The organism is Pseudomonas sp. B1-22, assembly GCF_050474425.1.
Classification (GTDB): Bacteria; Pseudomonadota; Gammaproteobacteria; order Pseudomonadales; family Pseudomonadaceae; genus Pseudomonas.
This window is the reverse complement of record NZ_JBCHVH010000005.1, coordinates 602,590-623,388: the sequence shown is the minus strand read 5'-3', so window position 1 is coordinate 623,388 and position 20,799 is coordinate 602,590. Positions and strand designations below refer to the sequence as shown.

17 protein-coding genes and 1 pseudogene are annotated in these 20,799 nt (G+C 65.7%); 8 read left to right on the top strand and 10 right to left on the bottom strand.

All coding sequences use genetic code 11. The features are described from left to right. The first annotated feature begins 25 nt into the window (after positions 1-25). Both ACQ5BL_RS21720 and ACQ5BL_RS21715 read left to right on the top strand, forming a co-directional pair. The gene (locus ACQ5BL_RS21720; RefSeq protein WP_243809361.1) at positions 26-481 is read left to right on the top strand and encodes a nucleoside deaminase; all 456 of its coding nucleotides are present in this window, start codon (positions 26-28) and stop codon (positions 479-481) included. Next, positions 478-1,683 carry a CynX/NimT family MFS transporter gene (locus ACQ5BL_RS21715; protein ID WP_243809362.1) on the top strand — a complete coding sequence of 402 codons (1,206 nt, stop codon included), beginning with the start codon at positions 478-480 and terminating at the stop codon, positions 1,681-1,683. Before ACQ5BL_RS21720 ends, ACQ5BL_RS21715 begins: the two co-directional genes overlap by 4 nt. A gap of 1,131 nt (positions 1,684-2,814) precedes the next feature. On the opposite strand, the gene ACQ5BL_RS21710 is transcribed toward ACQ5BL_RS21715, so the two are convergent. From ACQ5BL_RS21710 to ACQ5BL_RS21685, 6 genes are all read right to left on the bottom strand, one after another. Next, positions 2,815-2,982, bottom strand: coding sequence for a hypothetical protein (locus tag ACQ5BL_RS21710; RefSeq protein ID WP_178119515.1), 168 nt, complete (start codon positions 2,980-2,982; stop codon positions 2,815-2,817). Positions 2,983-3,112: 130 nt separating this feature from the next. Then, positions 3,113-3,328, bottom strand: a complete 216-nt coding sequence (locus ACQ5BL_RS21705) for a hypothetical protein (RefSeq protein ID WP_243807050.1) — start codon at positions 3,326-3,328, stop codon at positions 3,113-3,115. Positions 3,329-3,559: 231 nt separating this feature from the next. Further along, a complete protein-coding gene (locus tag ACQ5BL_RS21700; RefSeq protein WP_207887103.1) occupies positions 3,560-4,957 on the bottom strand; it encodes an efflux transporter outer membrane subunit in 1,398 nt (465 codons plus the stop codon). Further along, the gene (locus ACQ5BL_RS21695; RefSeq protein WP_243807049.1) at positions 4,954-8,151 is read right to left on the bottom strand and encodes an efflux RND transporter permease subunit; all 3,198 of its coding nucleotides are present in this window, start codon (positions 8,149-8,151) and stop codon (positions 4,954-4,956) included. The genes ACQ5BL_RS21700 and ACQ5BL_RS21695 overlap by 4 nt, the downstream gene beginning before the upstream one ends. Before the next feature lie 108 nt (positions 8,152-8,259). Further along, positions 8,260-9,498 carry a multidrug efflux RND transporter periplasmic adaptor subunit MexE gene (gene mexE / locus ACQ5BL_RS21690; RefSeq protein ID WP_243807048.1) on the bottom strand — a complete coding sequence of 413 codons (1,239 nt, stop codon included), beginning with the start codon at positions 9,496-9,498 and terminating at the stop codon, positions 8,260-8,262. 261 nt (positions 9,499-9,759) lie between these two features. Then, positions 9,760-10,674, bottom strand: coding sequence for a LysR family transcriptional regulator (locus ACQ5BL_RS21685; protein ID WP_243434774.1), 915 nt, complete (start codon positions 10,672-10,674; stop codon positions 9,760-9,762). Between the two features lie 314 nt (positions 10,675-10,988). Between ACQ5BL_RS21685 and ACQ5BL_RS21680 the strand changes: the two genes are divergently transcribed. After that, positions 10,989-12,008, top strand: a complete 1,020-nt coding sequence (locus tag ACQ5BL_RS21680) for a zinc-dependent alcohol dehydrogenase family protein (protein ID WP_243807047.1) — start codon at positions 10,989-10,991, stop codon at positions 12,006-12,008. A 620-nt stretch (positions 12,009-12,628) separates the two neighbouring features. Here ACQ5BL_RS21680 and ACQ5BL_RS21675 read toward each other — a convergent pair. Beyond that, entirely contained in the window at positions 12,629-12,976 is a 348-nt protein-coding gene (locus tag ACQ5BL_RS21675; protein WP_243807046.1) for a GFA family protein, read from the bottom strand. A gap of 101 nt (positions 12,977-13,077) precedes the next feature. Here ACQ5BL_RS21675 and ACQ5BL_RS21670 point away from each other — a divergent pair, with 101 nt between their 5' ends. Next, positions 13,078-13,356, top strand: a complete 279-nt coding sequence (locus ACQ5BL_RS21670) for a hypothetical protein (RefSeq protein WP_207887108.1) — start codon at positions 13,078-13,080, stop codon at positions 13,354-13,356. 228 nt (positions 13,357-13,584) lie between these two features. Next, positions 13,585-14,193 (top strand): flavin reductase family protein, encoded by a 609-nt coding sequence (locus ACQ5BL_RS21665; protein ID WP_243807045.1) that lies wholly within the window; start codon positions 13,585-13,587, stop codon positions 14,191-14,193. 3 nt (positions 14,194-14,196) lie between these two features. On the opposite strand, the gene ACQ5BL_RS21660 is transcribed toward ACQ5BL_RS21665, so the two are convergent. Continuing rightward, complete coding sequence (locus ACQ5BL_RS21660; RefSeq protein WP_243807044.1) at positions 14,197-14,571, bottom strand: hypothetical protein; 375 nt, start codon at positions 14,569-14,571, stop codon at positions 14,197-14,199. A gap of 268 nt (positions 14,572-14,839) precedes the next feature. On the opposite strand from ACQ5BL_RS21660, the pseudogene ACQ5BL_RS21655 reads away from it, so the two are divergent. Beyond that, positions 14,840-15,937: pseudogene (locus ACQ5BL_RS21655) on the top strand (HAMP domain-containing protein); the annotation flags it as partial. Beyond that, the gene (locus ACQ5BL_RS21650; RefSeq protein ID WP_430293268.1) at positions 15,914-16,795 is read left to right on the top strand and encodes a methyl-accepting chemotaxis protein; all 882 of its coding nucleotides are present in this window, start codon (positions 15,914-15,916) and stop codon (positions 16,793-16,795) included. The pseudogene ACQ5BL_RS21655 and the gene ACQ5BL_RS21650, both read left to right, overlap by 24 nt. Here the strand turns inward: ACQ5BL_RS21650 and ACQ5BL_RS21645 are convergent. Then, positions 16,763-18,511 carry a SulP family inorganic anion transporter gene (locus tag ACQ5BL_RS21645; RefSeq protein ID WP_243807042.1) on the bottom strand — a complete coding sequence of 583 codons (1,749 nt, stop codon included), beginning with the start codon at positions 18,509-18,511 and terminating at the stop codon, positions 16,763-16,765. The genes ACQ5BL_RS21650 and ACQ5BL_RS21645 overlap by 33 nt on opposite strands. A 238-nt stretch (positions 18,512-18,749) precedes the next feature. Continuing rightward, positions 18,750-19,754 carry an NADP-dependent oxidoreductase gene (locus tag ACQ5BL_RS21640; protein WP_243807041.1) on the bottom strand — a complete coding sequence of 335 codons (1,005 nt, stop codon included), beginning with the start codon at positions 19,752-19,754 and terminating at the stop codon, positions 18,750-18,752. A gap of 227 nt (positions 19,755-19,981) precedes the next feature. On the opposite strand from ACQ5BL_RS21640, the gene ACQ5BL_RS21635 reads away from it, so the two are divergent. Continuing rightward, positions 19,982-20,743 carry an SDR family oxidoreductase gene (locus tag ACQ5BL_RS21635; protein ID WP_207887114.1) on the top strand — a complete coding sequence of 254 codons (762 nt, stop codon included), beginning with the start codon at positions 19,982-19,984 and terminating at the stop codon, positions 20,741-20,743. Positions 20,744-20,799 lie beyond the last annotated feature (56 nt).

Below are 20,799 nucleotides of genomic sequence, written 5' to 3'. Positions count from 1 at the left end.
TGCCGAATTCTTGAAGAGAACTGCCATGCAACACGAAAACTTCATGCGCGAGGCCCTGCAACTGGCCCGCGACAATATCGAGGCCGGTGGCCGCCCGTTCGGCGCCGTGCTGGTCAAGGACGGCCAGGTAATCGCCCGCGCCGCCAACTCCATCCACCTGGACTGCGATCCGACCGCCCACGCCGAACTGCTGACCATCCGCCAGGCTTCCGCCGCGCTCGGCACACCGCGCCTGGAAGGCTGCGTGATCTACGCCAGCGGCCATCCGTGCCCGATGTGCCTGGCGGCCATGCACCTGTGTGGCGTCGAGGCGGCGTACTTCGCCTATTCCAACGACGAGGGCGAGCCGTTCGGGCTGTCCACCGCCAGGGTCTACCAGCAGATGACCCTGCCGCCCCAGCAGCAGGCGCTGCCGCTGCGGCCCTTGCGCCCGGTCGGCGAAGAGGGGCTCTACGCGCGCTGGCAGGCGCACGGCAAATGAGCCGGAGTATTGCGGTACCCGCGGGCGAAGCGGCCCGCGCCAGCTGGATCGGTCTGCTGGTGATCGTCGCCCTGGGCATCAACCTGCGGCCGATCCTCACCTCCATCGGCCCCTTGCTCACCGATATCCGCGACGCCACCGGCCTGGGCTTCCAGGGCGCCTCGATGCTCACCGTGTTGCCGGTACTGTGCATGGGGCTGTTTGCCCTGGCCTTGCCCTGGGTCGGCCCGCGCCTGGGCGAAAGCCGTGGCGTGGTCGCCGGCCTGCTGGCCATAGGCGCTGCCTGTTTCTGGCGCCTGCTGCTGGACAGCGGCTTCGCCCTGATCGCCAGCGCCGTGCTGGCCGGCACCGGAGTGGCGATCATCCAGGCGTTCGTGCCGGGGGTGATCAAGCGCTGGTTCCCGCACAAGGTGCCGTCGGCCATGGGGCTGTATTCGGCCTCGCTGATGGCAGGCGGCGGCAGCGCCGCGGTGCTGGCGCCGATGGTGTCGGAGCACTTCCATCGCTGGCAGGACGGCCTCGGCGCCTGGCTGCTGCTGGCGATCGTCGGGCTGCTGCTGTGGGCAGTCGCGCGCCCGCGCGAAACGCCGGTGGCCACGCCGCCCCGGCAGGCGGTGCAGCACTATTTCGGCAGCCGCCGCGCCTGGCTGCTGGCGCTGTACTTCGGGGTCATCAATGGCGGCTACACCAGCATGGTGGCCTGGCTGCCGGTTTACTACCGCCAGCTGGGCTGGAGCGCCCAGGCCAGCGGTGGGCTGATCGGCCTGATGACCATCTTCCAGGTGATCGCGGCGCTGACCATCCCGATGCTGAGCCGCGGTTCGCTGGATCGTCGCGGCTGGCTGAGCCTGTGCCTGCTGGTCCAGCTCGCCGGCTTCGCCGGGCTGATCGCATCGCCCCTGCATCTCTCTGGCATCTGGGTGGCGCTGATCGGCTACGGGCTGGGTTCGTGCTTCGCCCTGAGCCTGACGCTGACCCTGGATCATCTGTCCGATCCCGGCGCGGCGGGGCGCCTGGCGGCCTTCGTGCAGGGCATCGGCTTCATCGTCACCGGGATCATTCCCTATGTGACCGGCTGGCTGCGTGACAGCACCGGCAGTTTCCAGGCTTCCTGGATTCTGTTGGCGGTGTCGGTGGTGGCGATGCTGGGGGTGACATTGCGCTTCTCGCCCAAGGGGTATGCGCGGGCGATGGGCAAGTAAGCGATCGGGTATTTCCCGGGGCGCCCGTTGGGCGCCATTCGCGGGCATGGCCCGCTCCTACAGGGAGCACCGCTTTCGTAGGAGGGATGGGGGCGCCTAGCCCCTATCCGCGAAATCCATCGCGGATGCATTCGTTTCAACAGGGGAATACCTGCGTATCGCGCCTACGTAGGAGCGGACTCCGTCCGCGATGCTTTCTCGTTTGGGTGTGTATGCGCCGCATCGGCGTGTACTGAGAGATTTTGTTTCGCCCCCTCGGGCGAGTTACTTTCTCAAACGACAGAAAGTAACCAAAGGTCTTTGCCCCATCATCCGGGTCCCGCTTCGCGGGACTTCCCTCGCTCCATCGAAGTTTCAGGGGCCCGCCGCGAAGGGCCATCCCTGGCCCATCGCGGCTCTCGCGGCATCCATGCCGCTCAACCCCTGAAACTCCGATTCCACTCGGCCTCCTGAAGGGGCGCTCCGGCGCGTGCGGATATCTCTCTGGAAATCGTTAAATCCAGAGCCAGAGCGGTGCGCGTGCTCCCGTAGGAGAGACGGGGGCGCCTAGCCCTTGTCCGCGAAGGCCCACCACTGCACCCACGTTGCAGGGTGAACACCTGTAGGGCGAATAACGCGCAGCGTTATCCGCCTTTTGTAGGAGCGAGCTTGCTCGCGAACCGCTTAACGCCGATGCGGCCGGGTAATTCTGTTCGCGAGCAAGCTCGCTCCTACGAAAAGCAATCCAGCATGAAGCAGCCAAAGTCCCAGGCGCGCGCAGAGTCCCGTCAGGAGGCCGAGTGGAGGTATTGCGCAGAGGGGCGAGCGGCATGGATGCCGCGAGAGGCTTGAAGGGCCATGGATGGCCCTTACGAGCCGACCCTCGGAGCGATACTGGAGCGAGGGGACCCCGGCGAAGCCGGGGCCGGATGTCGGGACGAGACTTTTGCCTACTTTGCGTCGTTTGGCAAAGTAGGTCGCCCGAGGGGGCGAAACAAAATCTCTCAGCACACGCCGATGCGGCGCATATACACCCAAACACCACAACGCCAGAGGCGTTATCCGCCTACAAAAAGCATCGCGGACGGAGTCCGCTCCTACGGTAGGGAACCGGAGCCAGGTCCACAGACCGCGGAGCGGAGCAGTCCCAGGCTACACCGAGGTAGCGAGATAGATCCGGTAGGTGATGACCGACAGCATGCTCAGCACGCCGATCCACATCAGCAGGACGCCAACGCCCCGTTCGCGGATGGTGAAGCCGATCCCCAGCATGAACATGCCAAAGACGATGATGGCGATGGTGACGAGGATAGAGTCCATGGCGTGTCCTTGTCGCAGTATTCCGATAAATGAAGTCTAGGCCAGCGGACACTCGAATTTGCATGATCCATGAGAGCCGGGCGGGCGGATGATAGCGGCCTGGAATCGATTGCCCAAGCCGTAATGTCGATCAGGCTGGCTTTGCCTCCCGGCGGACCAGCCGGTAAGCCTTCAGCGTCAGGTGCAGGCCGCAGGTGCGTCGTTCCAGATAGCCCAGGTGGATGAGCAGGTCACTCAGGCCGGGATGGATCGCTGCGCCACGGCGTACGCCGACAAGCACCTTGCGCAGCTCGGCGTCTGAGTGGGAGGACGAGCTTCCTCTGCCGCCTCTTCGTTCGTGGCTCATGGGGCCTGTCCCTGTTTCCATTTCCAATAGTCTGCGGCTAAGGGCAGCTCGGTGCATTTCCTATTGCTATCGGAAAATACTGATCAGCACATCAGCATCTGACAGATTCCAGAACCCCATCATGTTCTGTTTGTGGGAGCGGCGCGGAGCGCCCATAAAAAAGCCCCACGGTCAGGAGCGCAGACCGCAGGGCAGGAAGGGTCGAGGTCGACTCGACCAGGAGAGGAACGATCAGGCCGAGGGCTGCCAGCCGCCACCCAGCGCCTTGTAGATGGCGACGATGCCGCGATAGACATCCACTTCCGCCAGCGCCTGGGCATCTTCGGCGGCCAGCTGCTCGCGCTCGGCGTCCAGCAGGTTGAGAAAGTCCACGGTGCCTTCGCGGTACTGCTGGCCGGCCTGCTGCGCCGCATTGCGGCTGGCCTCGGACTGGCGCACCAGCGATACCAGGCGCTGCTGGCGCTTGCCGTAGTCGCTGAAGGCATTGGACGACTCCTCCAGTGCCAGCAGGACCTGCTGCTCATAGGTTGCCAGCGCGCCGTCGGCGTCGGCCTTGGAGGCGCGCAGGCGGGCGCGCACGCTGCCCAGGTCGAAGGCTGCCCAGGTGATGCTCGGCGCGACGCTCCAGGCATTGGCGGCGGACGAGCCGATCTGCGAACCACGGCCGGCGGTGAAACCGAGGAAGCCGCCAAGGCTGACTTTCGGGAACAGGTCGGCGGTGGCCACGCCCACGTCCGCGGTGGCGGAGGCCAGTCGGCGCTCGGCGGCGGCAACGTCTGGCCGACGGCGCAGCAACTCACCCGGATCGCCAATCGGCAGGGCCTTGGCGATGGCCGGCAGCTGCTTGGGCGACAGGTCCACGGTCAGCGCGTCCGGGCGCTGGCCGAGGAGGGTGGCGATGCGGTTCTTCTGCCTGACTTCTTCGGCCTGCAACTGCGGCACGCTGGCTTCGGTGGCGGCCAGGCGCGCTTCGGCGCGCTGCACGTCCAGCTCGTTGCCAACGCCCGCGTCGCGCAACTGGATGGTCAAGTCGCGGGATTCGCGCTGGTTCTCCAGGTTGCTTCGGGCGATGCCTTCGCGCAGCTGAGCACCACGAAGCTGGCCGTAGGCGTCGGCCAGCTCGGCGATCAGGCTGACCTGCAATTGCTGCAGGTCGGCCACGGTCGCCTCGCTCAAGGCATCAGTGGATTCCAGCTCGCGGCGCACGCGGCCGAACAGGTCGACTTCCCAGATCATGTCCAGGCCCAGGTCGTAACGTTCCTGGTTGACCCGGTCATCGGTCTGCCCGGGAATCTGGCCCTTGCCGATCTGCGCCGAGGCGCTGCTGGTGACGGTGGGGAAACGGTCGTTGGCCACGTCGTCACGGATTGCCCGCGAGGCCAGCACGCGGGCATAGGCCACGCGCAGCTCGCGGTTTTCCTTCAGCGCCTGGTCGACCAGCTGGCTCAGCACCGGGTCGTCGAACTGTTTCCACCAGGCGTCTTCGTAACGCGTGCGGTCGTAGTCCTTCACCTGGGCGTTGCTGTCCAGTCGAGCCGGCGCGGTGTCCGGCTTCTGGTAGTCGGGGCCGACCATGCAGGCGCTGAGGGCCAGCGCGAGCAGGGCGGGGGCAAAGAGTTTCACGTTCATGCAGTGTGGCCCTCGCTATTGGCCGGGTGGCTCAGACGCTGTTGTTTCTTCGCTTCGCGGGCTTCCATGAAGCGGCGGATCAGCACATAGAAGACCGGGGTCAGCAGCAGGCCGAAGAAGGTCACGCCGAGCATCCCGGAGAACACCGCGACACCCATGGCATGGCGCATTTCGGCGCCGGCGCCGGACGACAGCACCAGCGGCACCACGCCCATGATGAAGGCGATGGAGGTCATCAGGATCGGCCGCAGACGCAGGCGGCAGGCTTCCAGTACCGCGCTCAGGCGGTCCATGCCTTCATCCTGTTTGTCCTTGGCGAACTCGACGATCAGGATCGCGTTCTTGCACGCCAGGCCCACCAGTACGATCAGGCCGATCTGGGTGAAGATGTTGTTGTCGCCACCGGACAGGATCACCCCGGTGATGGCCGACAGCAGGGTCATCGGCACGATCAGGATCACCGCCAGCGGCAGGCCCCAGCTCTCGTACAGCGCGGCCAGCACCAGGAAGGCGAGGAGCACGCAGAGCGGGAAGACGAACACCGCGGTGTTGCCGGCGAGGATCTGCTGGTAGGTCAGGTCGGTCCACTCGTAGGTCATGCCATTGGGCAGTTCCTGCTTCAGCAGCTTCTCGATCGCCGCCTCCGCCTGGCCGGAGCTGTAGCCCGGAGCGGCGGCGCCGTTGATCTCGGCGGTGATGAAGCCGTTGTAGTGCATCACCCGGTCGGGACCGGCGGTGTCGCTGATCTTGATGAAGGTGGCGAGCGGGACCATCTCGCCCTGGTTGTTGCGCACCTTCAGCTGGCCGATCTGCTCGGGCTCCAGGCGGAATTTCTGGTCAGCCTGGACGTTGACCTGGTAGGTGCGGCCGAAGCGGTTGAAGTCGTTGGTGTACAGCGAGCCCAGGTAGACCTGCAGGGTGTCGAAGATGTCGCTGATCGCCACCCCGTGGGTCTTGGCCTTCTCGCGGTCGATGGCGGCATCCACCTGCGGCACGTTCACCTGATAGCTGGTGAACACCGACATCGGGTTCAGTTCCGGCAGCGCGCGGGCCTTGTTGAGGATGTTCTGGGTCTGGTTGTAGAGCTCCTCGTAACCCAGGTTGCCACGGTCCTCCACCTGCAGGCGGAAGCCGCCGATGGTGCCCAGCCCCTGTACCGGCGGCGGCGGGAAGATGGCGATGTAGGCGTCCTGGATATCCGCGAACTGTTTGTTCAGCTCGGCGGCGATCTCATTGGCGGACATGCCCGGACCCTTGCGCTGGTCGAAGTCCTTCAGCGGGGTGAAGACGATGCCGCTGTTGGGGCTGTTGGTGAAGCCGTTGATCGACAGGCCCGGGAAAGACACGGTGTGCTCGATTCCCGGGTGCTTGTTGGCGATGTCGGACATGCGCTTGATCACCGCCTCGGTGCGGTCCAGCGTGGCCGCGTCGGGCAACTGGGCGAAGGCCACCAGGTACTGCTTGTCCTGTTGCGGCACGAAGCCGCTCGGGGTGCTGGAGAAGCCCAGGTAGGTCAGGCCGATCAGCCCCGCGTAGAGGATCAGCGCAATGGAGCTGCCACGTAGCACGCGGGTGACGGTGCCGACGTAGCCGTGGCTGGCGCGGTCGAAGAAGCGGTTGAACGGACGGAACAGCCAGCTACCCAGCAGGGTGTCGAGCAGCACCGAGAAGCGGTCCTTCGGTTCGTGGTGCCCCTTGAGCAGCACGGCGGCCAATGCGGGGGACAGGGTCAGCGAGTTGAACGCGGAGATCACCGTGGAAATGGCGATGGTCAGCGCGAACTGCCGGTAGAACTGCCCGGTGAGGCCGGAGATGAAGGCGGTCGGCACGAACACGGCGCACAGCACCAGGGCGGTGGCGATGATCGGCCCGGTCACCTCGCGCATGGCGCGCTTGGTGGCCTCGATGGGCGTGAGCCCCAGCCCGATGTTCCGCTCGACGTTCTCCACCACCACGATGGCGTCGTCCACCACGATGCCGATGGCCAGCACCAGGCCGAACAGCGACAGCGCGTTGAGCGAGAAACCGAAGAAGTGCATCACCGCGAAGGTGCCGATCAGCGACACCGGCACGGCGGCCAGCGGAATGATCGAGGCGCGCCAGGTCTGCAGGAACAGCACGACCACCAGCACCACCAGGATCAGGGCTTCGAACAGGGTGTGCACCACCGCTTCGATGGAGCCGCGGACGAAGATGGTCGGGTCATAGACGATGGAGTAGTCCACGCCCTGGGGGAAGTTCTTCTTCAGCTCGGCCATCTTCTCGCGCACCTCGTTGGAGATGGCGATGGCGTTGGAGCCGGGACGCTGGAAGATCGGGATGGCGACTGCCGGCTGGTTGTCCAGCAGCGAGCGCAGGGCGTACTGGCTGGAGCCGAGCTCGACGCGGGCGATGTCCTTCAGGCGGGTGATCTCGCCGTCCGGGCCGCTGCGGATGATGATGTTCTCGAACTCTTCCTCGCTGACCAGGCGACCCTGGGTATTGATCGACAGCTGGAAGCTGGTGGCATTCGGCGCGGGCGGCGCGCCGAGGGAGCCGGCGGCGACCTGGCGGTTCTGCTCGCGAATGGCCGTAACCACGTCACTGGCGGTCAGGTTGCGCGAGGCGATCTTGTTCGGATCGAGCCACACGCGCAGGGAGTAGTCGCCCATGCCGAACAGTTGCACGTCGCCCACACCGTCCAGGCGCGCCAGCTCGTCCTTGATGTTGAGGATGGCGTAGTTGGACAGGTAGAGCATGTCGTAGCGGTTATCCGGCGAGGTCAGGTGCACGACCATGGTCAGGTCGGGCGAGGCCTTGTCGACGGTGATGCCGATGCGGGTGACTTCCTCCGGCAGCTTGGGCTCGGTGCGGGTCACGCGGTTCTGCACCTGCACCTGCGCGTTGTCCAGGTCGGTGCCCAGGGCGAAGGTGATGGTCAGGGTCATCTTGCCGTCGGCGGTGGACTGCGAGGACATGTAGAGCATGTTCTCGACGCCGGTGATGGCCTGCTCCAGCGGCGCGGCCACGGTCTCGCCGATCACCTTGGGGTTGGCGCCGGGGAAGTTGGCGCGCACCACCACGGTGGGCGGCACCACTTCGGGGTATTCGCTGATCGGCAGCTGGAACAGCGAGATGGCCCCGCCGATCAGGATGATCAGCGAAAGCACGGCGGCGAAGATCGGCCGCTGGATGAAGAATTGCGAAAAGTTCATGGCTGGTTCCTGTCGCGAACGCATCGTTCGCCAAACCCGGGACAAAGGTCACCCAAGGCCCTGGTGGGACAGGGCCTGGTACATCAGTTCATGGATTGCGGGTTGCGATCAGCCGCGCGGTGCGCTCGCCTTCGCGGAGGATTTCTCGGCGACCTTCGGCGCTTCGCTCTGGGCCAGGGCCTGGCGCTGGTGGGCAAGGGTGGCGAGGGTGGTCTGGCTGGCCATCTCGACGCTCTGCGCATCGACCTGGGCGCCGGGGCGGACCCGCTGCAGGCCGTTGACCACGATGCGGTCACCCTTGGCCAGGCCATTGCGGACGATGCGCAGGCCTTCCAGCTTCGGACCGAGCTCGATACTGCGGTATTGCACCTTGCTGTCCTTGTCCATCACCAGCACGAACTTCTTGCCCAGGTCAGTACCGACCGCCTCGTCCTTGATCAGCGCGGCGGGGTAGGTGCCGCTGCCGACCAGCTTGATGCGGGCATACAGACCGGGGGTGAACTGATTGCCGTCGTTGTCGAACACGGCGCGGCCACGGATGGTGCCGGTCTTGGGGTTCACCTGGTTGTCCAGGAAGTCCAGCTTGCCTTCATGGGGGAAGCCGTCCTCGCCGGTCAGGCCCAGGTACACCGGGCTGCTGCCACGGGCGTCGGGGCCGCCCTTGCGGGCCAGGTCGACGTATTTCAGGTAGACGCGCTCGTCGGCGTCGAAGTAGGCGTAGACCTTGTCGGTGGAGACCAGGGTGGTGAGCAGGGTCTGGCCGCTGTTCACCAGGTTGCCGGCGGTCACTTCGGCGCGGGAAACGCGGCCGTCGATGGGCGCGGTGATCTGGGTGAACGACAGGTTCAGGCGGGCGTTGTCCAGTTCCGCCTGGGTCGCCGCGACCACGGCTTTCGCCTCGGTGGCGGCGGCGCTGCGGGCGTCGGCCAACTCGGCGGAGATGGCGTTGGTGGCGCGCAGGCGCTCGCCACGGGCGGCTTCGTTGACGGTGCGGGTCTGGTTGGCGCGGGCCTGTTGCAGCTGGGCTTCCAGGCGATGCACCTCGGCCTCGAAGGGGCGCGGGTCGATCTGGAACAGCAGGTCGCCTTTCTTCACCAGCGTGCCTTCGCGGAAGGCCACGCGGTCGATGTAGCCGGAGACGCGCGGACGCAGCTCGACGGACTCCGGAGCCTCCAGGCGGCCGGTGAATTCGTCCCATTCGTTGATCGGTTGCTCGATGACTTCCGCCACGCTGACCTTGGGTGCGGGCATGTTCTGCGCCGCATCCTGGCCTTTGCCGCAGGCGCTGAGTACCAGCGCAGCGGCGAGCGCCAACGGAATACGCAAGGTTTTGAGATTTCGCTCCATGGAAAAGACTCCACCGTTCTAATTGGTTTTGGGACTTCTGATGGAGCGGAGTCTGCGTTCGGGGGCGCCCGGGAACTAATCGAACGAGCGAATTTTGATTATCACGTGGAGTGATAAATGCCTTTGCACTATGCGCACGAATAGATAGAAGAAGTGGGCACGGGATTTGCCCGGAGGGATCGTGGCTTCCGTTGTAGGAGCGGGCCATGCCCGCGATCGCGCGCATGGCGCGCTCCTACAGGTCGAATCTGAAGTTGCCGGTCAGAGACTGTCCGGATCACCCACGAACATGGTGATGCGCGAGCGCAGCCAGCGTTCGGCCGGGTCGTTGTCCTGGGCGCCGCGCCAGACCATCGACAGGTCGGCCAGGCGGGTGGGGAAGGGCGGCTCGTCTGCGCGCAGGCCGCCGCTGGCGGTCAGCGCCGCCGCAACGTACTCGGGCACCGTGGCGAGGATGTCGGTGCCGGCCAGCAACTGGGCGAGGCCGACGAACTGCGGCACCGCCAGCACCACCTGGCGCTTGCGGTCCATCTCGGCGAGGGTCTGGTCGACGAAGCCGTCCAGGTCGCCGGCATAGGACACCAGCGCATGCGGGCGCGCGCAATAATCGTCGAGGGTCAGGACGCCGGGGATCGAGTCTGCACGCAGCACCCTCCAGGTGCTGCGGCGCAGGGTCTTGCGCTTGGCGTTGGCCGGCAGCTCGTCGGTGTAGCTCACGCCTACGGAGATTTCCCCGGAGGCCAGCAGTTGCGGCATCAGCAGGTAGTTGGCGCGGCGTACCACCAGGGTGATGCCCGGCGCCTCGGAGCGCAGGCGGCGCAGCAGCGGCGGCAGCAGGCCGAACTCCACGTCATCGGACAGGCCGATACGGAACACCGCCTTGCTGGTGGCCGGATCGAAGTCGGCGGCGCGGCTCAGGGCGGTGGAGATGGAGTCCAGCGCCGGCGAGAGGTGGCCGAAGATTTCCTGCGCCCGCGCGGTGGGTTCCATGCTGCGCCCGGTGCGGACGAACAGCGGATCGTCGAACAGACTGCGCAGGCGCGCCAGGGCCGCGCTGATCGCCGGCTGGCCGAGGAACAGCTTCTCGGCGGCGCGAGTCACGCTGCGCTCATGCATCAGCGTCTCGAAAACGATCAACAGGTTGAGGTCAACCTTGCGGAGGTCGTTGCGGTTCATGGGAACTCCCTGACGATGGGGGAAAAGTGAAGCCCGACGCGACCTGCGTCAAGTCTGACAGATAAGTCCTTGATCAATTTCCTCTTTTTTACCGAGAATCGTACACCGCTCCGGTACTCCCGATCGAGCCGCAACAATGCCCGGCGTGTCCAGGCAAACACCCGTCGCAGAGCCTCTGGGCCGCGCCGGGCCTGCGTTGGCACCGGTGCCGAATCATCGCTGTTTATGTCCATTATCAACGGTGAACGGTGGTATCGCCCCCAAAGCCCGGATAGAGTCCGTGGCTATAGAGATATTAAAAGGCGAGGTATGTGATGTCCCGCATGATCCGTTTCCACCAGTTCGGTGACGCCTCGGTCCTGAAGATCGAGGAAATGCCGACCCCGCAACCGGGGCCGGGTGAAGTGCTGGTCCGTACCCAGGCACTGGGCGTCAGTTGGCGCGACGTGCTCTGGCGGCAGAACCTCGCCCCGGATCAGGCCAAGCTGCCGGCGGGCATCGGTTATGAACTCTCCGGCATCGTCGAAGCCGTGGGCGAAGGGGTCGATGACCTCGAACCCGGCACCCCGGTGGCCAGCTTCCCGGCCAACTCGCCGAACCAGTACCCGGCCTGGGGCGACCACGTCGTCCTGCCGCGCACGTCGCTGACGCGCTATCCCGAGGTGCTGACCCCGGTCGAAGCCGCCGTGCACTACACCGGCCTGCTGTATTCCTACTTCGCGCTGGTGGAACTGGCGCAGATCAAGCCCGGCCAGCGCGTGCTGATCACCGAGGCCGGCCACTGCCTGGCTCCGCAAGCCGTGCAGCTGGCCAAGGCGCTCGGCGCCCAGGTGATCGCCACCACCAGCCACGAGGACAGCCGTGCGTTCCTCAAGGCACTGGGTGCGGACAAGATCATCTATACCGAGGAACAGGACCTGGTGCTGGAAGTCGAGCGCTTCACCAAGGGTGAAGGCGTGGAGATCGTCCTCGACCAGTGCGCCGGCCCGCAGATGAAGCTGCTGGGTGATGTGGCTGCACAGCGCGGCAAGCTGATTCTCTACGGCATCAACGGCGGCAACGACGCAGCCTTCCCGGCCTGTGCGGCATTCAAGAAGCACCTGCAGTTCTACCGTCACTGTGTGCTGGACTTCACCGGGCAACCGGAGATCGGCCTGACCCGCAACGACGAAGCCGTGCAACGGGCGCTGACCGCGATCAACCAGATGACCGCCGACCAGCTGCTCAAGCCGAGCATCGACCGGGTGTTCGACTTCGCCCAGTACCGCGACGCGAACTACTACATGGAAACCTGCCCGGGCGGCGGCCGTGTGGTGATCAAGATGCCGGAGTGATCCGTCATCGCTGAGGTGAAAAAGCCACTCTTCGGAGTGGCTTTTTTGTGGCTGATGTTCCGGCCTGAGGGCCGACGGGCTTGCGCCCGTGATCGCGGATAAGATCCGCTTCTACGAGAGCCGCCTCGGCGCTAACCGGTAAACCGTAGGAGCGGACTCCGTCCGCGATGCTCTTTCTTTCCGTAGGGTGAATAACGCCTAAAGCGTTATCCGCCGATATTGGGGTTGGGTGTTTCTGCGCCGCTTCGGCGTGTGCTGAGAGATTTTGTTTCGCCCCCTCGGGCGAGTCCCTTTTGTCAAACGACACAAAAGGAACCAAAAGGTCTTGCCCCATCATCCGGCCCCGGCTTCGCCGGGGTTCCCTCGCTCCATCGAAGTTTCAGGGGCACGCGTCGACGGGCCATCCTTGGCCCGACGACGCTCTCGCGGCATCCATGCCGCTCAACCCCTGAAACTCCGATTCCACTCGGCCTCCTGAAGGGGCGCTCCGGCGCGTGCGGACATTTCTCTGGAAGTCTTCAAAAGCAAAACAAATGCAGGGGTCCGAGCTGGCTCTGCTTTCGTAGGAGCGGAGCTTCTCCGCGATAAGCGCCTGCAAGGCGCTCCTCATGTCCTGCCCGCTACACACTCTTGCCATCGTATTCCCGAACCTTCAGCCCACTCACATCCACGTCCGGCAGGCACCGCACATTGATAGCGGCAATCGGCGTACCGTCGGGCATCGCCCCATACGCCAGCGGCGCGCAGCCGCAGGTGGGGCAGAAGTGGTGCTTGATGCGGTGGGTATTGAAGGTATAGGTGCTCATGGCGCTTTCCGGCGTGGTCAGGCGCAGCTTGTCCCGCGGCACGAACCACAGCAGCGAGCCCCGCCGGCTGCAGATCGAACAGTTGCACTGGGTGACTTCGCCGATCTCGCCTTCGACGTCGAAGGCGATGCCGCCGCAGTGGCAGCTTCCGTGATACAGCATGATCATGCTCCTCGTGGAATGGACGAACAGGCAGTGTAGTCCGGCGCGAGCGGCCGGGGCCGTCTAAGCTGGAAGGCGCCTGCACAACCAAGGAGGTCGTCATGAAGGCTCTGTACGCTGTACTCGCCGCCAGCCTGCTGCTGGTCGGCTGCTCGGGCACCACGGTCAATCGCGAAAGCTGCGCCACCGAACTGAACGCGGCCTGGAAGGAGTTGGACCTGGCCAAGGCCGAGGGCTTTGCCGGCACCGTGAGTTACTCCAAGGCGTTCACCCTGATCACCGCCGCCAAGACCGAGCAACAGGTCGAGTCCTACGGTGGCTGCCTCGACAAGGCCAGCAAGGCGCGTTACTACATCAAGGAATCCCGCGCCGGACGATAGGTTCTGTACGGAAAGTGTCTGCGCATCGGTGATGCTTCGTTAAAAATCGGTTCGGACTGCTCATTAACGGCATGTTAACTCCGCATCCTCACCGATTTTTGCCTCGCCTGACCTTCGCTCGACAACTTTCGTACAGAACCCCGTCTCGGGTGCCTGGAGGCCCTGGCGCGGGCATAATCGCCGGGCGGACGGACACACCGATCCGTCCGGCAGTCAGGGGAACCTTGCATGCAACTCGACTTCACCACCCTTGCGCCCGCCGACGCCTACCGTTGGCTGGCTTCCACCGTCACTCCGCGTCCGATCGCCTGGGTTTCCACATTGTCCGCCGAGGGCAAGAGCAACCTCGCGCCGTTCAGTTTCTTCCAGGTCATCAGCGACGAGCCGCCGACCCTGATGGTCAACACCAGCGTGCGTGACGACGGCAGCGTGAAGGACACCCTGCGCAACGTTCGTGAAACCGGCGAACTGGTCATCCATCTGGTCAGCGCCGCCCAGGCCGAGGCGATGAACGCCACTGCCGCGTGGCTGCCCCACGGTGTCAGCGAGATCGAGCACGCCGGCATTGCCACGGTGCCCAGCGAGCGCGTGAAAGCGCCGCGCGTGGCCGCAGCGCCAGTGGCCTTCGAGTGCCAACTGGCCGAGATCATTCCCTATCCGGCGGACAATCCCAGCGCCTACCTGATCTTCGCCCGTGTCCTGCTGGCGCATGTCGACGACGAGGTGATGCGCGACGAGCGCCATGTCGATCCGGCGAAGCTGGACCTGGTGGGGCGTCTGGGCGGGACCCAGTACAGCTACACCCGCGACACCTTCAGCATGGTTCGCCCCAAGTAACGCTCAGGCGAATTCCAGCGCCAGGCCGAGGTGCCAGCGGTTCCCGCTGAGCCTCGCCGCATCCAGCCGTTCGCCCAGGGCGAACAGTTCGCGCAGCAGGGCGGGGCGGTTGGTGAATTCCAGCGCCGTGTCCTGGACCAGCCCGAGGATCGCCTGCGCCAGGCGCCGGCCCCTGTCGGCGTCGAACCAGCAGTCGAGCCGCTCACCCTTGTCGTCGTCGCACTCGAGTGGGCAGAGGAAGTGCGCGATCGGTGGAATCCTCCGCTGTTTCAGCAAGGGGTCGATCCGTTGCTGTTCGCGGTACAGCTCCGGCAGCTGCAGCTCGGCGGCGAATCCGGCAAGCGGACGCTGCAGGATGAGTCGATAGCAGGCCCTCATTCGCACACCCCGTTTCAAGTCAGAGGTGTGGGAATTTGCCCCTGGGCCCCAGTGCGACGCTGTCAGCGTCGTCTGCAGGTTGTGTCTGAAATCTCCTGTCAGTGTTCTGGATACGACCTGCACGTATCTCTCCGCAGCATCACGGTGCCATCACCGCCCCGGACTCTATCCAGCGTCCGACGGCGCTCCTAATGTTCCTCGGAAAAATGACGACAACGAACAGGAGACCTTCGCATCGAAGGATCGCCTGCACGCGGGGGGGGATGCCATGGTTGCGTTCGTGCAACGACGTCTGGCCGACATGGGAACGGCGAAAAAACTGGCCATCGGATTCGGCCTGGTGCTGTTGTTGACGGCGCTGGTGGCGGCGATCGGCGTCGCGTCGCTGCGTTCGATTTCGCAGCGCTTCGAACTGCTCAACGATCTGTCGGCGATCAACCGCTCGGTACTGGAGATGCGCCTGCGCGAAAAGGACTTCGTGCTCGATGGCGACCCCAAGGCCGCGGAGGACCTGCGCAAGCATGCCGCGCAACTGGGCGAGCGAGTGGCACGGCTCAAGGCGCTGCCCGAACAGGCGGCGACCATGACCCAGGTGGAGCAGGGCATCGCCGACTACCTGGCCGCCTTCGACCGCTTCGAGCAGTCCAGCAAGAGCCGGCGCCTGTCGCTGGACGCCGCGAGCTGGTCGGTGAGCGGCGCATCCAACAGCCTGGACATCCTGCAATCGAGCCTCGCCGACGACGGCGCCTACGAACTCAAGGAGTCCCAGGGGCAGAAAGGCGAGGAGCTGTTGCAGCAGGCCGGGCAGGTCAGCCAGCTGTCCCGCCTGGTGCTGCAGGGGCTCAACGAAGCTCGCTCGCGCCTGGAAGCCGGTGGCGAGGAGAAGCCCGCCGATGGACGCATCAAGTCCGCCGCCGAGGCGCTGGAGCTGTCCAGCAAATTGCAGGCGAGCATCACCGATCCGACCTATGTCTCGGTGCTCAAGGACGTGGTCACCAATATCAATGCCTTCGTCGAGAAGCTCGACGAATACACCGCCGCCCTGCAGCAGGAAAAACAGGTACACGCGCAGATGCGCGAACGCTCGGAGCAGGTCATGCAGCGGGTGGATGATGCCTACGCCGCGCAGCAATCGGCCATGCTCGCCGGGCTGCGTACCAACGCCGGGCTGATCCTCGGTTCGGCGGCGCTGGCGCTGCTGGTGGGGGCGCTGGCGGCGCTGCTGATCACCTGGATGATCGTGCGACCGCTGCGCCAGGTGATCGCCATGGCCAGCCGCATCGCCGAGGGCGACCTGAGCGCCAGCATCGAGGTGCGGCGCAAGGACGAGGTGGGGCAACTGATGCTGGCCGTGGCGAGCATGGCCGACAGCCTGCGCGGCATCGTCAGCCGCCTGCGTGATGGCGTCGGGCAGATCACCGCGTCGGCGCAGGCACTGTCCGGCGTCACCGAACGCACCCAGCTCGGGGTGAACACGCAGAAGGCCGAGACCGACCAGGTGGCCACCGCGATGAACCAGATGGCCGCCACCGTGCACGACGTGGCGCGTAACGCCGAAGAGGCCGCCAGCTCCGCCGAACAGGCCGACGGCAAGGTGGCCAGCGGGCAGGAAGTGGTGCGACAGACCCTCGGCCGCATCGAGCAGTTGGCCGAGGCGGTGCGTACCGCCACCCAGAGCATCGAGCAGCTCGGCCGCGAGAGCCAGAGCATCGGCAGCGTGCTGGACGTGATCAAGAGCGTTGCCGAGCAGACCAACCTGCTGGCCCTCAACGCCGCCATCGAGGCGGCGCGGGCAGGGGAGCAGGGGCGCGGTTTCGCCGTGGTCGCCGATGAAGTGCGCGCCCTGGCGCGGCGTACCCAGCAGTCCACGTCCGAGATCGAAAGCCTGATCACGTCCCTGCAGAGCGACGCCGCCACCTCGGTGCAGCGCATGCAGCGCAGCCACGCGCTGGTGGAAATGACTGTCGGCGATGCGGTGCAGACCGAGGCGGCGCTGGGCACCATCGCCTCGGCCGTGGCGGTGATCCACCAGATGAACCAGCAGATCGCCGCCGCCTCCGAGCAGCAGAGTGCGGTGGCCGAGGAGATCAGCCGCAGCGTCACCAGCATCCGCGGCATCGCCGACGAGTCGGCTCAGGCCATGGAGTCCACCGCGTCCTCCAGCGTCGAGCTGGCGCAGCTCAGCCGCGAGCTACAGGGCCTGGTCGGGCAGTTCCGGCTGTGATGCCTCGGCCGCCGCCCGCTCGGCGGCCTGCTCGCGTTTGCGCTGCTGGTGCCAGCGCCGGTAGGCCTTGACCCCGGCGCGCACCGAGCTGAACACCAGCGGCGGCTTCACCTCGCCCAAGGCGCCGGAGCGCTTGAGCATCGCCAGGGTTTCGCCGGTGACCCGCGCCAGGGACAGGTGCACGCCCTGGGCGTCGAGCGTCTGCTGCACTTCGCGCAGCGTCGTCAGGCCGCTGATGTCCAGGTTGAGAATGCCCTCTGCATTGAGCAGCACCGCGCGCGGGTGGGTGGACTGGGCGACGACTTCGAGGAGGCGCTGCTTGAAGTAGTCGGCATTGAAGAACAGCAGCGGCGCATCGAAGCGATAGATCACCAGGCCTGGCAGGGTGTGTGCGTTGGGGTACTGCTCCAGCTCCACCTGGCCGTCGATGCCGTGCACCCAGCCCATCACCGCGTCGTGCGGGCGGTAGGTGAGGTAGAGCAGGCGCAGCAGGGCGAGCATGATGGCGACGAAGATGCCCGGCAGCACGCCGACGCTCAGTACGCCGACCGTGGTCAGCACGCACAGGGCGAATTCGAACCGGCTCAGGTTCCAGAAACCGCGCAGGGCCTTGAAGTCGATCAGGCCCCAGCCCGCCATCAGCAGCACCGCGCCCAGCGCCGGCACCGGCACCCAGCCCAGCGGCTTGCTGAACAGCAGCAGGATCAGGCCGATCACCAGGGCGGCGACCACCCCGACCATCTGGCTCTTGCCGCCGACCATGTCGTTCACCGCGGTGCGCGAGTCGGCACCGCTGATCACGAAGCCCTGGGAAATCCCCGCGCCGATATTGGCCATGCCCAGCGCCATGAACTCGTGGTTGGCGTCGACGCTGTAGCCGTGGCGGGCGGCGAAGCTGCGTGCGGTGAGCATGGCACTGCAGAAACTGATGATGGTGATGCCCATGGCATCGCGGAACAGGCTGCCCATTTCCTCGATGGTGGTGTGCGGCAGGCTCAGCGTGGGCAGGCCCTGGGGGACCTCGCCGAGCAACTTGATGCCGTACTGGTCGAGCCCCAGCAGCGCCGCCGCCAGGGTGGCGAACAGCACGCCGACCAGGGCGCCGGGGATCTTCGGGTAGAAGCGCGGCAGGACGATCATCAGCAGCAGCGTGGCACTGCCCAGCGCCAGCGTCGGCAGGTGGGTGGATTCCAGGTTGCGCAGCAGCGCGATCAGGCCCCGGAGAAAGCCGCTGGTCTCGCTGTGGTAACCCAGCAGCTTGCCGAGCTGGCCGGCGATCAGGCTCAGGCCGATGCCGTTGAGGTAACCCACCAGGGTGGGCCGCGAAAGGAAGCTGGCGACGAAGCCGGCCCGAGCGAAACCGGCGGCGATGGATAGCGCGCCGACCATCACCGCGACGATCATCGACAGCTGCAACAGGCGTTGCGGATCGCCGGCCGCCAGCGGGGTGATGGCGGCGGCGACCATGGCGGCGGTGGCGGCGTCCGGGCCGACCATCAACTGCCGCGAACTGCCCACCAGGGCGTAGATCAGCATTGGCAGGATGCAGGCGTAGAGCCCGACCTGGGCGGGGAAGCCGATGATCTGCGCGTAGGCGATGGCGGTGGGGATCTGCACCGCGGCGACCGAAAGGCCGGCCTGGATATCGCGGGTCAGCCAGTCACGGCGGTAGTGCAACAGGCTGTTCAGACCGGGCAGCCATTGGGCGAGGGGCATTCGGGGGGATCTTCCTTGGAGTCGACCAAGGGAAATCCTAGCTGGAAAGGCCTGTTAGAGCTTGTCGGAAATCATCGAGTTAACGCGGGGGAAAGCGTGCAGAAGGCAAAGGGGTGTTCTGTGTAGGGGAGGGGCCCGCGAATCGTAGGAGCGGACTCTGTCCGCGATAGTTTCCGGCGCGATGCGGACCTATCGCGGACGGAGTCCGCTCCTACGAATATCGCCATGGCAGCGTTGGTCAGACCTTCAGCACCAGCTTGCCGAAGTTCTCCCCGCTGAACAGCTTCGCCAAGGTCTCGGGGAAGGTTTCCAGCCCTTCGACGATGTCTTCCCTGGACTTCAGCTTGCCCTCGGCGATCCAGCCGGCCATGTCCTTGAAGCCTTCCGGGAAGCGGCTGGCGTAGTCCATCACCACCATGCCCTCCATGCGCGCGCGGTTGACCAGCAGCGACAGGTAGTTGGCCGGGCCGCGCACGGCCTCCTTGTTGTTGTACTGGCTGATCGCGCCGCAGATCACCACCCGCGCCTTGGGTGCCAGGCGAGCCAGCACGGCATCGAGGATGTCGCCGCCGACGTTGTCGAAGAACACGTTCACGCCTTTCGGGCACTCGCGCTTGAGGCCAGCGTTGACATCCTCGGCCTTGTAGTCGATGGCGCCGTCGAAGCCCAGTTCGTCCACCAGGTAGCGGCACTTGTCCGCTCCACCAGCGATGCCCACCACGCGGCAGCCTTTGATTTTCGCGATCTGCCCGACCACGCTGCCCACCGCGCCGGCGGCGCCGGAGACCACCACGGTGTCGCCGGCCTTTGGCTGGCCGACGTCGAGGAAGCCGAAGTAGGCGGTCATGCCGGTCATGCCCAGCGCCGACAGGTACAGCGGCAGCGGCGCGCGCTGGCTGTCCACCTTGTAGAAGCCCTTGGGCTCGCCAAGGAAGTAGTCCTGTACGCCGAGGGCACCGTTCACCTCGTCACCGACCTTGAAGTCCGGGTGCTGCGAGGCGATCACCTTGCCCACGCCCAGGGCGCGCATCACATCGCCAATGGCCACCGGGGCGATGTAGGACTTGGCGTCGTTCATCCAGCCGCGCATGGCCGGGTCCAGCGACAGGTACTGGTTCTGCACCAGGATCTGCCCTGGGCCGGGCTCGCCGACTGGGGTTTCCACGTAAGCGAAGGTGTCGCGGGTGGCGGCGCCGACCGGGCGCTGGGCGAGCTGGAACTGGCGGTTGATCTGGGCGGTCATGGCAGTGAACTCGGTCAGGGGAAAGTCTTAGGTGATAGTCCGCGCGGCGGGTGGCGGCAAGTTTCGTCCGCCGGGGGAATATCCACCCATCGGCGACAGTGATCCTCGCTTGCAGCAACCATCATCGCGATGGATGCAATGACGTCGTCCCGCCTGATAGTGCTTCGCCTCTGCGGGCGGCTGACTAGACTGCGACGGTTCTCCCCATTTCGCATCGAGGTTCGCTCATGAGTCAGCTGCTTTCCGGCCAGGTCGCCCTGGTCACCGGCGCCGGCAACGGCATTGGCCGTGCCACCGCCCAGGCATTCGCCCAGGAGGGCGTGAAGGTCGTGGTTTCCGACGTCGACGCCAAGGGCGGTGAGGCCACCGTCGAGCTGATCCGCGCGGCGGGCGGCGAGGCGACCTTCATCCGCTGCGACGTGACCCGAGATGCCGAGGTCAAGGCACTGGTCGAGGGCACCGTGGCCGCCTACGGGCGCCTGGACTACGCCTTCAACAACGCCGGCATCGAGATCGAGAAGGGCCGGCTGGCCGAGGGCGAGGAAAGCGAGTTCGACGCCATCATGGGCGTCAACGTGAAGGGCGTCTGGCTGTGCATGAAGCACCAGATTCCGGTGATGCTCGCCCAGGGCGGCGGCGCCATCGTCAACACCGCCTCGGTGGCCGGCCTGGGCGCCGCGCCGAAGATGAGCATCTACGCCGCCTCCAAGCACGCGGTGATCGGCCTGACCAAGTCCGCCGCCATCGAGTACGCGAAGAAGAAGGTGCGCATCAATGCGGTATGCCCGGCGGTGATCGACACCGATATGTTCCGCCGCGCCTACGAGGCCGATCCGAAGAAGGCCGAGTTCGCCGCCGCCATGCACCCGGTGGGCCGGGTTGGCCGTGTCGAGGAGATCGCCTCCGCCGTGCTCTACCTGTGCAGCGACAACGCAGGCTTCACCACCGGCATTGCATTGCCGGTCGATGGCGGGGCGACGGCGATCTGATCGTGCGGGGGGCTCTGATGCTCAGCATTTCGTAGGGCGCATAACGCGCCGGCGTT

Coding starts and splice junctions, on each gene's coding strand:
- ACQ5BL_RS21635 (WP_207887114.1), top strand. CDS start 19,982: ATGAGTCAGCTGCTTTCCGGCCAGGTCGCCCTGGTCACCGGCGCCGGC.
- ACQ5BL_RS21695 (WP_243807049.1), bottom strand. CDS start 8,151: ATGAACTTTTCGCAATTCTTCATCCAGCGGCCGATCTTCGCCGCCGTG.
- ACQ5BL_RS21645 (WP_243807042.1), bottom strand. CDS start 18,511: ATGCCCCTCGCCCAATGGCTGCCCGGTCTGAACAGCCTGTTGCACTAC.
- ACQ5BL_RS21675 (WP_243807046.1), bottom strand. CDS start 12,976: ATGCTGTATCACGGAAGCTGCCACTGCGGCGGCATCGCCTTCGACGTC.
- ACQ5BL_RS21680 (WP_243807047.1), top strand. CDS start 10,989: ATGTCCCGCATGATCCGTTTCCACCAGTTCGGTGACGCCTCGGTCCTG.
- ACQ5BL_RS21650 (WP_430293268.1), top strand. CDS start 15,914: ATGCTGGCCGTGGCGAGCATGGCCGACAGCCTGCGCGGCATCGTCAGC.
- ACQ5BL_RS21665 (WP_243807045.1), top strand. CDS start 13,585: ATGCAACTCGACTTCACCACCCTTGCGCCCGCCGACGCCTACCGTTGG.
- ACQ5BL_RS21715 (WP_243809362.1), top strand. CDS start 478: ATGAGCCGGAGTATTGCGGTACCCGCGGGCGAAGCGGCCCGCGCCAGC.
- ACQ5BL_RS21700 (WP_207887103.1), bottom strand. CDS start 4,957: ATGAACGTGAAACTCTTTGCCCCCGCCCTGCTCGCGCTGGCCCTCAGC.
- ACQ5BL_RS21710 (WP_178119515.1), bottom strand. CDS start 2,982: ATGGACTCTATCCTCGTCACCATCGCCATCATCGTCTTTGGCATGTTC.
- ACQ5BL_RS21705 (WP_243807050.1), bottom strand. CDS start 3,328: ATGAGCCACGAACGAAGAGGCGGCAGAGGAAGCTCGTCCTCCCACTCA.
- ACQ5BL_RS21640 (WP_243807041.1), bottom strand. CDS start 19,754: ATGACCGCCCAGATCAACCGCCAGTTCCAGCTCGCCCAGCGCCCGGTC.
- ACQ5BL_RS21670 (WP_207887108.1), top strand. CDS start 13,078: ATGAAGGCTCTGTACGCTGTACTCGCCGCCAGCCTGCTGCTGGTCGGC.
- ACQ5BL_RS21720 (WP_243809361.1), top strand. CDS start 26: ATGCAACACGAAAACTTCATGCGCGAGGCCCTGCAACTGGCCCGCGAC.
- ACQ5BL_RS21660 (WP_243807044.1), bottom strand. CDS start 14,571: ATGAGGGCCTGCTATCGACTCATCCTGCAGCGTCCGCTTGCCGGATTC.
- mexE (WP_243807048.1), bottom strand. CDS start 9,498: ATGGAGCGAAATCTCAAAACCTTGCGTATTCCGTTGGCGCTCGCCGCT.
- ACQ5BL_RS21685 (WP_243434774.1), bottom strand. CDS start 10,674: ATGAACCGCAACGACCTCCGCAAGGTTGACCTCAACCTGTTGATCGTT.